This is a genomic window from Streptomyces sp. 8N114 (genome assembly GCF_052245835.1).
Classification (GTDB): domain Bacteria; phylum Actinomycetota; class Actinomycetes; order Streptomycetales; family Streptomycetaceae; genus Streptomyces.
Genome location: NZ_JBQQBT010000029.1, coordinates 37244 through 50030, shown reverse-complemented (window position 1 = coordinate 50030; position 12787 = coordinate 37244). Strand labels below are relative to the sequence as shown.

The window sequence follows — 12787 nt, the reverse complement described above, 5'->3', positions numbered from 1 at the left end:
CGGGAGCGTAGCCCGTGACAGATCAGGCGGTGCAGCCCACGACGGCGGGGCCGGCCCCGCGCCCTTTCACGGGACCCCACCCCTTCACAGGCCGCGACCGCGAACTCCGCGCGCTGCGCGAGGACATCGAACGTGCGGGGCTGCACACCATCTCCGGCCGCCCCCTCCCACAGAGCCGGGTGCTGCTGATCGCTGGGGCGCCCGGCTCCGGCCGTACCGCTCTCGCCGAAGAGTTCGTCCGCCGGATCGCCGACCGCTACCCGGGCGGCGTGCTGCGGGCCCGCCTCACCGATCCCGGCGGCACCCGGGTCCCCACCGAACGCACCGCGCGCGACCTGCTGGCGGCCCTCGCGCAGGACGGGACAACCGGGACAGCCGGGGAAACCGGGGCGTCCGGGGCAACGGCTCCCGGCACACCGCCGCCCGGCGCCGACGAGTCCGTCGTCACCGAGACGCTGCGCGCCGCCCTCGTCCGCCGTGGCCGCGTCATCCTGCTGCTCGACGACGTGGCCGACTCCGACCAGGTGCTCGACCTGGCGCCGGAGAGCCGGGACTGTCTCGTGGTCGCCGTCTCCTCCGGGCCGCTCACCGATGTGCCGGATGTGCGCCCCTGCACTCTCGGCGGCCTCGACCGGGCCGCGGCCGTCGCTCTGCTGGCCCGGTACGCGGGCTCCGCGCCCCGCATCACGGTGGATCCGCGCAGCGCCGAGGCACTGGCCGAGCTGTGCGGCGATCTCCCCGCCGCGCTCACCCTGATGGGCGGCTGGCTCGGCGCACACCCCAAGCTCTCGGTGCTCGACGCCGACACGAGGCTGGCCGGGAGCGAACAGGCCGGCCCGGATGGCGAGGAGGCAGCACAGCCCCCGGCATCGCGGCCCTCGATGCCACGGCCCCCGGCGCCGCGAGCCCCCGCGCCGCCCGCGTCTCACTCGTCCTCCGCGCCCGGCACGCCCCCCGCACCCCTCGCACGGGCCTTCCGGCTCGTCCACGATTCGCTGACCCGCCCGCACGCGCGCCTGCTGCGGCTGCTCTCCCTCGCGCCGGCCGGCGTCGTCGACCCGCAGCTGGCCTCGGCGCTCGGCGGCTGCTCGGTGAGCACCGCGCACGCGGCCCTGGACGTGTACGTACGGCTCGGTCTGCTGCGTCCGCTCGACGACGAAGGCGGCGAAGGCGGCGACGGCGGTGGAAGCGGTAGCAGCGGTAGCAGCAGTGACCGCTATCAGGTGCCGGGCTGCCTGGATCCGCTGCTGCGCACGGAGTTGGCGGCGCACGAGCGTCCGGGCGAGGCGCTGCTGGCCCGGGCGCGGATGCTGGAGCGGCTGGTACGTCAGCTCCAGGCGTGCCGCGCGGTATGCGAACCGGCGGGGTCCGAGGCGCGCAAGGAGCTGGCGGGAATGCCGCGGGCGCTGCGCTTCCTGCACCCGCTGGAGGCGCGGGCCTGGCTGGAGGCACGGCGGCCCGCGCTGCTGTCGGCGGCCCGGATGGCCGTCGCGGAGGGGGAGGGGGAGCTCGACACGCTCGCCCGCCGGCTGGTCTCCGCGCTGGCCCGGGCCTTCGACGCGCACCGCGATCCCGAGGAGGCGGCGCCCGAGATCTACCGGCTGCACGAGCTGGTGCTGCGGGTCGCCGAGCGTAACCGTATGCACCGGGAGCGTGCCGCGGCGCTGCTCAACCTCGGGGATCTGGATGCGCGGACGGACCGGTTCGAGGAAGCCCTCGTCCGCTACCGCACGGCGCTGGACGCGGCCCGCCGGGGCAACGACGAGCGGGCGGCGGGCCGGGCCCTGGAATCGCTGGGTGACAGCTATGCGGAACTGGACGACTGCGACCGGGCCGCCGACTGGTACGGCAGGGCGCTCGCGCTGCGGCTGGCCCGGGACGAGCGGGCCGACCGGGAGGCCACGGCACGGCTGCACGGCCGGATCGGCACCGTCCACGCACAGGCGGAGCGCTGGGAGGAGGCGCTGCGGTCCTGGCGGGCCGCGGCGGCGGTCTTCCGCAGGCTGCGGGAACCCGGCGCCCAGGCGCGGGCGCTGGCGGAGGCCGCCCAGGTGCAGGAGCACGCCGGGTGGCCGCAGGACGCGCTGCGTACCTGGGGGCAGGCGCTGGAGGTCTCCAGGGGAGCGGGGGACGTCCGGCTGGAGTCGGCGCTGGAGCTGCGGGCCGCGGACGCCTGCGCGCGGGTGGGCGACCTGCGTGCGGCCCAGCGGCACCGTGCGGCAGCCGCGCGACTGCGGGGCTCGTCGCCGCGGGCCGCCGCGGCGGACCTCGGGCCGGGGCGCCGGGAGGAAGCGGAACCGGTTCCTGGGTACTCGGCGGACAGTGACGAGGGCCACTGAGCGACTGTCCGGAGCCTCATCTGCGGTGCCGACAGGGGCTCTGTCGCGCCACACCACCGGCAACCTGCGAAACGTAAAGCAATCCCGGAAAAGATCGACCCTTTGTAAGGCTGGACAGCTCAGCTTCCTTCATTAGACTGGTCGAGCCGCGGTCCCCCCGGTGTTTTCGAGCATGCGCGACCCGGCTTTCTCTGCCTTCTGCACCCTGAGTGAAGGACCGTGATCGACGTGAAGGTCGGTATCCCCCGCGAGGTCAAGAACAACGAGTTCCGTGTCGCCATCACCCCGGCCGGGGTGAACGAGCTGGTGCGGAACGGTCACGAGGTGTTCGTGGAGAAGGACGCCGGAGTCGGCTCCTCCATCCCGGACGCCGAGTACACCGGTGCCGGTGCCACCATCCTGGCTACGGCGGACGAGGTGTGGGCCACGGCTGACCTGCTGCTGAAGGTCAAGGAGCCGGTGGCCGAGGAGTACCACAGGCTCCGCAAGGACCAGACCCTCTTCACCTATCTCCACCTCGCCGCCTCCCGCGAGTGCACCGACGCGCTGCTGGAGTCGGGCACCACGGCCATCGCCTACGAGACCGTCGAGCCGGCCAACCGGACGCTGCCGCTGCTCGCGCCGATGTCCGAGGTCGCGGGCCGGATCGCCCCGCAGGTCGGTGCCTACCACCTGATGGCCTCCGCGGGTGGCCGCGGCGTGCTGCCCGGCGGCGTGCCCGGCGTGAACCCGGGCCGCGCGGTCGTCATCGGCGGCGGTGTCTCCGGCTGGAACGCCACCCAGATCGCCGTCGGCCTCGGCTTCCACGTCACGCTGCTCGACAAGGACGTCAACAAGCTCCGCGAGGCCGACAAGATCTTCGGCAACCGGGTGCGCACCATCACCTCCAACGCCTTCGAGTTGGAGCGTGCGGTGCTGGAGGCCGACCTGGTCGTCGGTGCCGTCCTCATCCCGGGCGCCAAGGCCCCGAAGCTGATCAGCAACGAGCTGGTCTCCCGGATGAAGCCGGGAAGTGTTCTTGTCGACATCGCGATCGACCAGGGCGGCTGCTTCGAGGACTCGCGGCCGACCACCCACGCCGAACCGACCTTCCGCGTCCACGACTCGGTCTTCTACTGCGTCGCCAACATGCCCGGCGCCGTGCCCAACACCTCCACGCACGCGCTGACCAACGCGACGCTGCCCTACATCGTGGAGCTGGCCAACCGCGGCTGGCGCGAGGCGCTGCGCCGCGACTCCGCGCTGGCCAAGGGCCTCAACGCCCATGACGGGGAGGTCACTTACGGCCCCGTCGGCGAGGCGCACGACCTGCCGGTGCGGGACATCACGACGCTGCTGGGCTGAGCCCGGAACCCGCCGGCGGGCTGGCGTGAGGGCTGGGACTTCAGCCCGCGGCCGGGGTCAACCCCCGGCGTCAACGTCAGCAACCTCACGTCACCGTCCGGACCTTGGAGGGAAGGTCCGGACGGTGACGTCGTCGTGTCCGCGGGACGGCGGCCCAACTTGCCCTTAACGTAACTGTCCAACCTTTTTGTCCACCCGGGAAACTACCCGGACGTCACTCGGGAGCCTCTTGACATCAGGGGGCCCGCATACCGACACATCGGGCCGTCTGAGGCGGATTGTGTTGCTGCGGACCGCCGACACGCCATAGAGTCGCCAACCGTCGGCATGGTGTCACGCTGACCTGTTGAGAAATTTCCTGGTCACCAAGGAGGTACGACGACTTGTGAACGAGTCGACATTTTCTCCCGGGGGTGGTCAACCAGGAGCGCCTGTACGAGGCCAGGGGTCCTCAGGTCCCACAGGACCCGAGGGTGTCGGCTCCGTCGCTGTCCGCACCTTCGCAGCCCACCAGAACCCGACGCCCACCATGACAGCCAACCAGAGCACGGACGGCCAACACGTGAACGCCACGGCCGGCGACGCTACGAACGGTCAGTCCGCCGAGCGTTTCGCCGACTACAGTGACCCGCAATACGACCCCAACTACGGCGAACTGCCAGAGGGTCGCTTCTACGACCCGGACGCGGAGTACGAACCCGATCCGGAGTACGCGGCCACGCTCGCGCCCGACGCCGCGCGCCAGCGCCGTGAGCGGATCGGCCCGACCGGGCGCCCGCTGCCGTACTTCCCGATTCCAGGGCCGGTGAACGAGCACGGCCCGGCCAAGATCATCGCGATGTGCAACCAGAAGGGCGGGGTCGGCAAGACGACCTCGACCATCAACCTGGGCGCAGCGCTCGCGGAGTACGGACGGCGCGTACTGCTTGTCGACTTCGACCCGCAGGGCGCCCTCTCGGTCGGCCTCGGCGTCAACCCGATGGAGCTGGACCTGACGGTCTACAACCTCCTCATGGAGCGCGGACTGGCACCCGACGAGGTGCTGCTGAAGACCGCGGTGGCCGGGATGGATCTGCTGCCCAGCAATATCGATCTGTCGGCAGCCGAGGTGCAGCTCGTCAGCGAGGTGGCCCGCGAGTCGACACTTCAGCGCGCGCTGGGCCCGCTGCTCAACGACTACGACTTCATCGTCATCGACTGCCAGCCCTCCCTCGGACTGCTCACCGTCAACGCGCTCACCGCGGCGCACAAGGTGATCGTTCCGCTGGAGTGCGAGTTCTTCGCGCTGCGCGGCGTCGCGCTGCTGACCGAGACGATCGAGAAGGTCCAGGAACGGCTCAACCCGCAGCTGGAGCTCGACGGCATCCTGGCGACGATGTACGACTCGCGGACGGTGCACAGCCGTGAAGTGCTCGCCCGCGTCGTGGAGGCGTTCGACGACAACGTCTACCACACCGTCATCGGACGCACCGTCCGCTTCCCCGAGACCACCGTCGCGGGCGAGCCGATCACGACGTACGCCTCCAACTCCGTAGGTGCCGCCGCCTATCGCCAGCTCGCCAGGGAGGTGCTCGCCCGGTGCCACGCCGAGTGAGTCTCCCGGCAGCCGACGAATTGTTCCGTACGACCGGTGGTACCGCCGTACAGCCCTCGGCACCGCAGCAGGAGCCGTCCGCACAGGTCGGCCAGGCGAACGGGGAGCCGCCGTCGGCCCAGCCCGCGGCGGGCCCGGCGCCGGGCGCCTCGCCGTCCCCCGGACCCAAGGTGCCCGCGCCCGCCTCCGAACCCGACCCGCAGGCCGACACCGCCGAACAGACGGCCGCTGCCGAGCCCGGCGAGTTCGGCAGCGAGGCGGTCAACGGCAGCCGTCGTACGGCCCGCGGGACGCGTGCCGGAGCCAATGCGGACGAGCAGCGCACCCCCGCGCCACCCCAACAGGCGGTTCCTGCACCGGCCGAGCGGACCGGCCGGCGCGGCAGCACCGCCAAGGGCCGTCAGGCGACCGGCTCTTCGGCCGCGACGTCCTCCGCGTCAGCGTCAGCGTCCGCTGCCGCTTCGCCGTCCCGCCGCGGCCGGGCGGCCCGCCGTCCCAGCGGGCGTGAACGGCACGACGAGAAGATCACGGTCTATGTCTCGGCCGAGGAACTGATGGACCTCGAACACGCCCGGCTGGTGCTGCGCGGTGAGCACGGACTCGCCGTCGACCGCGGGCGGATCGTGCGCGAGGCCGTGGCCGTGGTGCTGGCCGATCTCGAATCGCGGGGAGACGCGAGCATTCTCGTTCGGCGGTTGCGCGGGCGCTGACCTGCTTGCCAGTACGCTGCCTGCGATGCCCACTCCTGACGACGCACTCCGCAGCCGGGGCTCCCGCCGACCGCTGGGGCGGGGGCCCGGAACGGCGTACGAGTCGGAGCCGGCGTCCGTACCGGAGGCGGAACAGGCCCCGGTGCCACCCCCGCCGGTCGCGTCGGTGCCGGAGCAGCCTGTTGCCGAGCCGCAACCGGTGCCGGACGTGCCCTTCGAGGACCCACCGGACGAGCGCCCGGACAAGCTGGCCGAGGCCGAGGCCGAGGCAGAACCCGAGCAGAACGGCGGGCAAGAGGGTGGCGAAGAGGCCGGGCAGGAGGCCGACGACGGCCGTTTCCGGGTCGTCCTCGACAACTTCGAGGGCCCCTTCGACCTGTTGCTTCAGCTGATCTCCAAGCACAAGCTGGACGTCACCGAAGTCGCGCTCTCCAAGGTCACCGACGAGTTCATGGCCCATATCCGTGCCATGGGCCCGGAGTGGGACCTCGACCAGACCACCGAGTTCCTCGTCGTCGCCGCCACGCTGCTCGACCTGAAGGCCGCGCGGCTGCTGCCGCAGGCCGAGGTGGAGGACGAGGCGGACCTGGCGCTGCTGGAGGCCCGGGACCTGCTCTTCGCGCGGCTGCTCCAGTACCGCGCTTACAAGGAGATCGCGGGCATCTTCGCGGCCCGGCTGGAGGAGGAGGCCCGGCGCTTCCCCCGTACCGTCGGCCTGGAGGAGCAGCACGCCGAGCTGCTGCCCGAAGTGGCGCTCAGCGTGGGTCCGGAGGGCTTCGCCAAGCTGGCCGTCAAGGCGATGCGGCCCAAGCCCAAGCCGCAGGTCTACGTCGAGCACATCCACGCCCCGCTGGTCAGCGTCCGCGAACAGGCCGAAGTGGTCGTGGCGCGGCTGCGGGAGCGGGGCGAGGCCAGCTTCCAGGAGCTCACCGAGGACGCGCCCGACACCCTCACGGTCGTCGCCCGCTTCCTCGCGCTGCTGGAGCTCTACCGCGAGCGGGCCGTCGCGCTGGAGCAGGACGAGGCGCTGGGCGCGCTCCTCGTCAGGTGGCACGGCACGGCGGACACCGAACCGCTGGTGACCGACGAGTTCGACCAGGAGCCAGGGGAGCGCAACGATGACTGAGATCACCAGGCCCGACGAGGCACCCGAGAGCTACGAGGTGCAGGAAGCCGCCGCCGAGACGGACCAGGCCGCCGGGACGGATCAGGCGGCCCCGGACCCCGCCGGAGCCTCCGAGGTCGCCCAGCTGCCGCTGAAGCCCGCGCTGGAGGCCGTCCTGATGGTCGTCGACGAGCCCGCCACCCCCGAGCACCTGGCCAAGGTGCTGGAGCGGCGCCCCCGCGAGGTCTCCGACGCGCTGCGTGAACTGGCCGACGAATACACCACCCAGGGCCGCGGCTTCGAGCTGCGACTGGTCGCAGGGGGTTGGCGTTTCTACACGCACGGTGATTACGCGGACGCGGTCGAGCGCTTCGTACTGGACGGGCAGCAGGCCCGGCTGACCCAGGCGGCGCTGGAGACCCTCGCCGTCGTCGCCTACCGGCAGCCGGTCAGCCGCTCACGGGTCTCGGCCGTACGCGGTGTGAACTGCGACGGCGTGATGCGCACCCTGCTGCAGCGGGGTCTGGTGGCGGAGGCGGGCACGGAACCCGAAACAGGTGCGATCCTTTACAGGACGACGCATTACTTTCTGGAGCGGATGGGCCTGCGCGGCCTGGACGAGCTTCCGGAGCTGGCGCCCTTCCTTCCGGAAGCGGAGGCCGTTGAGGGGGAGACCCAGGAAGGTATGCCGTCGTTCGACGTAGACGATCCTTCCCCCGACTCCCAGACGGAACATTGATGCGAAGCAGCGGCAGGAACACCGGCGGAAACCGAGGCGGCAAGCAGGGCGGCGCGGGCCGAGCCGGCCAGGGGGGCCAGCGCGGGCAAGGCGGCCAGCGTGGCCAGGGCGCCCCCCGAGGCCAGCGGGGCCAGGGCGGGCAGCGAGGGCGGCAGCAGTCCTCCGACGCCCGGCCGCTCCGTCCCGAGGAGCGCCGCTACACCCAGGGCGGCACCAAGCCCGGCGGCGGCCAGCCTGGCGGCGGCAAGCCCGGCGGTCCCAAGGCGGGCGGCGGCAAGCCCGGCGGCGCCAAGAGCAACGTCCGCAAGGACGTCACCAAGAGCGGCGCCCCCAAGGCCCGTGACCGCAAAGCCTCGGCGCCCGCGCGCCCCCGCGAGTACGAGGCGAAGATCGAGGAGCGCAACCGGGCCCGGCACAGCAAGCCCCCCGTCAAGCTGCCCAAGACCTTCGGCGAGCAGGAGGGCGAGCGCCTCCAGAAGGTGCTGGCCCGCGCGGGCATGGGCTCACGGCGCGCCTGCGAGGAACTGGTCGAGCAGGCCAGGGTCGAGGTCAACGGCGAGATCGTCCGCGAGCAGGGGCTGCGCGTCGACCCCGAGAAGGACGAGATCAAGGTCGACGGACTGACCATCGCGACCCAGTCGTACATCTTTTTCGCCCTCAACAAGCCCGCCGGAGTCGTCGCCTCCATGGAGGATCCCGACGGTCGCCAGTGCCTGGGCGACTATGTCCAGAACCGGGAGACCCGGCTCTTCCACGTGGGCCGTCTGGACACCGAGACCGAGGGGCTCATCCTGCTCACCAACCACGGTGAGCTGGCCCATCGCCTCACTCACCCCCGCTACGGCGTCACCAAGACCTATCTCGCCGCCATTCAGGGGCCGCTGCCCCGGGACCTCGGCAAGCAGCTGAAAGCCGGTATCCGGCTGGACGACGGCTATGCGCGGGCCGACCACTTCAAGGTCGTCGAGAACACCGGCAAGAACTACCTCGTTGAGGTCTCGCTGCACGAGGGCCGCAAGCACATCGTGCGGCGCATGCTCGCTGAGGCGGGGTTCCCCGTGGAGAAGCTGGTCCGTACCCGGTTCGGGCCCATCGCACTGGGCGACCAGAAGTCCGGCTGGCTGCGCCGCCTCACCAACACGGAGGTCGGCATGCTGATGAAGGAGGTCGGTCTGTAGGGCCCGACCCGGTGCCGGTAGCCCGGGACCCCCAGCAACGGTGGGCCCGGCGGGCGCTCAGGACCACAGGGCGAGCTCGAGCGCCCGCCCCTCGGCATCGCGGCGAACCTCCAGCATCCCGGCCACAGCAGACCGGTTGACCCGCCCATGGATCCGCGGCGCGGGCTCCCAGCAGACGCGAGCGTCCAGCCGACGCTCGTCGATCATGAGGGCCATCACAGGACCGACGGCATCCCGGAAATGCGAGTCGGCGACGGCAAGCGCCAGCCCCTCGTCGGCCGTACACGGAATGAACCCGTCCTCGGCCAGCGCGCGCGGCGCGTACGGGCGGTCCGGGGCGAGCAACCAGTCGTCGAGCGGGACCACGTGGAAGAGCATGTCTTCACTTGTACCGTCTCACTGGGCGGTCGGCCCGGACATCCGCGCGTGCCCGTACCTACCCTGACCCGCCGGACACGGGCAACGGTGAGGAGCGGCGGTGGCGGAACGAGCAGTGCGTGCGGTGCGCGGCGCGGTACAGCTGGACCGGGACGACGCGGAGCACATGAACGAGCGGGTCGGCCGGCTGCTGACCACGGTGCTGGAGCGCAACAACCTCTCCACCGAGGACCTGATCAGCATCTGGTTCACGGCCACCCCGGACCTGCACAGCGACTTCCCGGCCGCCGCGGCCCGCAAGCTGGGCATCGTGGACGTGCCCCTCATCTGTGCGCAGGAGCTCGAGGTCGCGGGTGCGATGCCCCGGGTGGTCCGTATCCTGGCTCACACGGAGACCGAGCTGCCCAGGTCCGGCATCAACCACGTCTATCTGGGCGCAGCCGCAGCGCTCCGCAAGGACATCGCCCAGTAGGCGCAGCAGCCAAGTAAGGACGTCGCTCAGCCATGCGCACCGCCCTCGTGCTCGGCACGGGACTCATCGGCACCTCGGCCGCGCTGGCCCTCTCCGCGCGGGGAGTGAAGGTGCACCTCAGCGACCGTGACCCGGAGCGGGTCCGTACGGCCGCCGCGCTGGGCGCCGGTACGGAGGGGGAGCCCGCGCCGGGCTCGCCCGTGGACCTGGCGATCGTGGCCGTACCGCCCGCACACCTGGCGGCGGCCGTGGCCGACGTGCAGCGCCGGGGACTGGCGCGCGGGGTCATCGACGTGGGCAGCGTCAAGGGCGGCCCGCGCCGGGAGCTGATCGAGCGGGGCGGCGATCTGACGACGTACCTGGGCAGTCACCCGATGTCGGGCCGTGAGCAGTCGGGCCCGCTCGCCGCGACGGCCGACCTGTTCGAGGGACGGCCCTGGGTGCTCACCCCCACGCAGGGCACCGACACCACCAAGGGCACCGACACGGAGGTGCTCAACCTCGCGCTGGAGCTGATCGCGCTGTGCGGGGCCGTGCCGGTGGTGATGGACGCGGACGCGCACGACCGGGCCGTGGCGCTCGTCTCGCACACCCCGCAGCTGCTCTCCACCCTGGTGGCAGCGCGGCTGGAGGAGGCCGCCGAGACGGACGTACGGCTGTGCGGCCAGGGCATCCGGGACGTGACCCGGATCGCGGGCTCCGACCCGGGAATGTGGGTGGACATCCTGTCCGCCAACCCGGGGCCGGTCGCCGACATCCTCGCGGAGGTGGCCGGCGATCTGGAGACGGCGGTGCGGGCGCTGCGCGAGCTGGACTCGGCGGACGAGGCCAAGCGGGCCGACGGCGCCGCGGGCGTCGAGGCGCTGCTGCGCCGCGGCAACGCGGGGCGGGCCCGGGTCCCGGGCAAGCACGGCCAGGCACCGGCCGTCTACGAGACGGTGACGGTGCTGATCAGCGACCGTCCGGGCCAGCTGGCCCGGATCTTCGCCGACGCGGGCTCCGTGGGCGTCAACATCGAGGACGTCCGGATCGAGCACGCGACCGGGCAGCAGGCCGGGTATATGCAGCTCATGGTGGAGCCGGGCGCCGTACCGGTGCTGGAGCAGGTGCTGCGGGAACGCGGCTGGTCGCTGCGGCAGTAACCGGGCGGTCCGTGGATCTTGCGTACCCGGCATGGGGGCTGCGCTTGCCCACCCTGCGCCCCTGGCGCAGACTGCCCAAGCTTCGCAGGGGGACGCGCCCCGTCAGGGGCGCGGGGAACCGCGCGACCAGCCACAACGCACCCGCACCCCGAAAGCGTCGGCCAGGGGCACCCCCTGGTCGGCACACGCGCGGCACGCTGGAGGGAGGGCCCCGCCCCGGAACGCGGGGCCTGACACGACCGTGGCAGCCGGTAGCCTTGTGCGGGGACCCGGCCCGTCCCGTCCGTCCCCGTGCGCCGCCGCGCGCCGAGAGCCTCAGCCCCACGAAAGGTGCCCACAACCGTGTCTGCAACCCCGGCAGTGATTGTCGCCATCGACGGCCCCTCCGGCACGGGCAAGTCAAGCACCTCCAAGGCCGTCGCGGCCCAGCTGGGGCTGAGCTACCTCGACACCGGCGCGCAGTACCGGGCGATCACCTGGTGGATGCTGAACAACGGCGTCGACGTGGCCGACCCGGACGCGATCGCGGCGGCCGCGGGCAAGCCCAGCATCGTCTCCGGCACCGACCCGCTGGCCCCGGCGATCTCCGCCGACGGCGTGGACGCCTCGGGCCCGATCCGTACCCAGGAGGTCACCGCGGCGGTCAGCGCGGTCAGCGCGGTGCCGGAGGTCCGGGAGCGGATCACCGACCTGCAGCGGACCATCGCGGCCGAGGCGCGCGGCGGCATCGTCGTCGAAGGCCGTGACATCGGCACCACCGTGCTGCCCGACGCCGACCTGAAGGTTTTCCTCACCGCCTCGCCCGAGGCCCGGGCCGCCCGGCGCAACGGGGAGCTGAAGGCCACCGACGGCAAGCCCGTCAGCGACCTGGCCGCCACCCAGCAGGCGCTGGCCGCACGGGACAAGGCGGACTCCAGCCGCAAGGCCTCCCCGCTGAAGAAGGCCGACGACGCGGTCGAGGTGGACACCACCGAGCTGACTCTGGAGCAGGTCGTCGAGTGCGTCGTCACCCTGGTCGACAAGGCAGCGGCGGACAAGGCGGGAACCGCGGAGAACGCAGCGAACATGGAGAAGGCAGCCAGGTGACCGGAACCGACGCCGCTGCCAGTGAGCGGGGCGCCGCAGTCGGCCGCCGGATCGGCATCGGGCTGATGTACTCCCTGTGGCGGCCCCGGGTGCTGGGCGCCTGGCGGGTGCCGCCGACGGGGCCGGTGATCCTGGCGGTCAACCACGCGCACAATATCGACGGACCCATGCTGATGGGCACGGCACCCCGGCCGGTGCACTTCCTGATCAAGAAGGAGGCGTTCATCGGCCCGCTCGACCCGTTCCTGCGCGGCATCGGCCAGCTCAAGGTCGACCGCAGCGCCGCCGACCGTACCGCCGTCACCAGCGCGCTGGCCGTGCTGGAGCAGGGCGGTGTGCTGGGCATCTTCCCGGAGGGCACCCGGGGCGAGGGCGACTTCGCGGCGCTGCGCGGCGGGCTGGCCTACTTCGCGCTGCGCTCCGGCGCGCCCGTCGTCCCGGTCGCGGTGCTCGGGAGCACGGACCGTCCGGGCCGGGTGATACGGGCGCTGCCACCGCTGCGCAGCCGGGTCGATGTGGTCTTCGGCGACCCGTTCACCGTGGGGGACGGCTCCGGGCGCCGGACCAGAACGGCGCTGGACGAGGCCACCGTACGGCTCCAGGAGCGGCTCGCCGGGCACCTGACCGACGCCAGGCGGTTCACCGGCCGCTGACCCGCGTACCACCCGCACAGCAGCCGCGGCACCGGCAGCAGCTGAAC

Annotated in this window: 12 protein-coding genes; 11 read left to right on the top strand and 1 reads right to left on the bottom strand. The window is 72.3% G+C overall.

Annotated elements, in window-relative coordinates:
- The first annotated feature begins 14 nt into the window (after positions 1 to 14).
- The 7 genes from ACTWQF_RS32920 (at position 15) to ACTWQF_RS32890 (ending at position 9009) form a co-directional block, all read left to right on the top strand.
- Complete coding sequence (locus ACTWQF_RS32920; RefSeq protein ID WP_443283401.1) at positions 15 to 2339, top strand: tetratricopeptide repeat protein; 2325 nt, start codon at positions 15 to 17, stop codon at positions 2337 to 2339.
- A gap of 228 nt (positions 2340 to 2567) precedes the next feature.
- A complete protein-coding gene (ald, locus tag ACTWQF_RS32915) occupies positions 2568 to 3683 on the top strand; it encodes an alanine dehydrogenase (protein WP_443283429.1) in 1116 nt (371 codons plus the stop codon).
- Positions 3684 to 4068: 385 nt separating this feature from the next.
- Entirely contained in the window at positions 4069 to 5277 is a 1209-nt protein-coding gene (locus tag ACTWQF_RS32910) for a ParA family protein (protein WP_443283428.1), read from the top strand.
- Positions 5274 to 5987 (top strand): hypothetical protein, encoded by a 714-nt coding sequence (locus ACTWQF_RS32905; RefSeq protein WP_443283400.1) that lies wholly within the window; start codon positions 5274 to 5276, stop codon positions 5985 to 5987. The genes ACTWQF_RS32910 and ACTWQF_RS32905 overlap by 4 nt, the downstream gene beginning before the upstream one ends.
- A gap of 25 nt (positions 5988 to 6012) precedes the next feature.
- The gene (locus tag ACTWQF_RS32900; protein WP_443283399.1) at positions 6013 to 7113 is read left to right on the top strand and encodes a segregation and condensation protein A; all 1101 of its coding nucleotides are present in this window, start codon (positions 6013 to 6015) and stop codon (positions 7111 to 7113) included.
- A complete protein-coding gene (gene scpB / locus ACTWQF_RS32895) occupies positions 7106 to 7831 on the top strand; it encodes an SMC-Scp complex subunit ScpB (RefSeq protein ID WP_443283398.1) in 726 nt (241 codons plus the stop codon). Before ACTWQF_RS32900 ends, scpB begins: the two co-directional genes overlap by 8 nt.
- Positions 7831 to 9009: a pseudouridine synthase gene (locus ACTWQF_RS32890; protein ID WP_443283397.1), complete on the top strand. Its 1179-nt coding sequence runs from the start codon at positions 7831 to 7833 to the stop codon at positions 9007 to 9009. Before scpB ends, ACTWQF_RS32890 begins: the two co-directional genes overlap by 1 nt.
- A 57-nt stretch (positions 9010 to 9066) precedes the next feature.
- Here ACTWQF_RS32890 and ACTWQF_RS32885 read toward each other — a convergent pair whose 3' ends face one another.
- Positions 9067 to 9387 (bottom strand): DUF952 domain-containing protein, encoded by a 321-nt coding sequence (locus ACTWQF_RS32885; protein ID WP_443283396.1) that lies wholly within the window; start codon positions 9385 to 9387, stop codon positions 9067 to 9069.
- A 100-nt stretch (positions 9388 to 9487) separates the two neighbouring features.
- Here ACTWQF_RS32885 and aroH point away from each other — a divergent pair, with 100 nt between their 5' ends.
- The 4 genes from aroH (at position 9488) to ACTWQF_RS32865 (ending at position 12740) form a co-directional block, all read left to right on the top strand.
- Positions 9488 to 9859: a chorismate mutase gene (gene aroH, locus ACTWQF_RS32880; RefSeq protein WP_443283395.1), complete on the top strand. Its 372-nt coding sequence runs from the start codon at positions 9488 to 9490 to the stop codon at positions 9857 to 9859.
- 32 nt (positions 9860 to 9891) lie between these two features.
- Positions 9892 to 11001: a prephenate dehydrogenase gene (locus tag ACTWQF_RS32875; RefSeq protein WP_443283394.1), complete on the top strand. Its 1110-nt coding sequence runs from the start codon at positions 9892 to 9894 to the stop codon at positions 10999 to 11001.
- A 342-nt stretch (positions 11002 to 11343) separates the two neighbouring features.
- Positions 11344 to 12087 carry a (d)CMP kinase gene (gene cmk / locus ACTWQF_RS32870; RefSeq protein WP_443283393.1) on the top strand — a complete coding sequence of 248 codons (744 nt, stop codon included), beginning with the start codon at positions 11344 to 11346 and terminating at the stop codon, positions 12085 to 12087.
- Entirely contained in the window at positions 12084 to 12740 is a 657-nt protein-coding gene (locus ACTWQF_RS32865; RefSeq protein ID WP_443283392.1) for a lysophospholipid acyltransferase family protein, read from the top strand. Before cmk ends, ACTWQF_RS32865 begins: the two co-directional genes overlap by 4 nt.
- Positions 12741 to 12787: the final 47 nt, after the last annotated feature.

Excerpts from the sequence above, each read along its gene's own strand:
- ACTWQF_RS32885 (WP_443283396.1), bottom strand. The coding sequence starts at position 9,387 with ATGCTCTTCCACGTGGTCCCGCTCGACGACTGGTTGCTCGCCCCGGAC.
- ACTWQF_RS32900 (WP_443283399.1), top strand. The coding sequence starts at position 6,013 with ATGCCCACTCCTGACGACGCACTCCGCAGCCGGGGCTCCCGCCGACCG.
- ACTWQF_RS32890 (WP_443283397.1), top strand. The coding sequence starts at position 7,831 with ATGCGAAGCAGCGGCAGGAACACCGGCGGAAACCGAGGCGGCAAGCAG.
- ACTWQF_RS32875 (WP_443283394.1), top strand. The coding sequence starts at position 9,892 with ATGCGCACCGCCCTCGTGCTCGGCACGGGACTCATCGGCACCTCGGCC.
- scpB (WP_443283398.1), top strand. The coding sequence starts at position 7,106 with ATGACTGAGATCACCAGGCCCGACGAGGCACCCGAGAGCTACGAGGTG.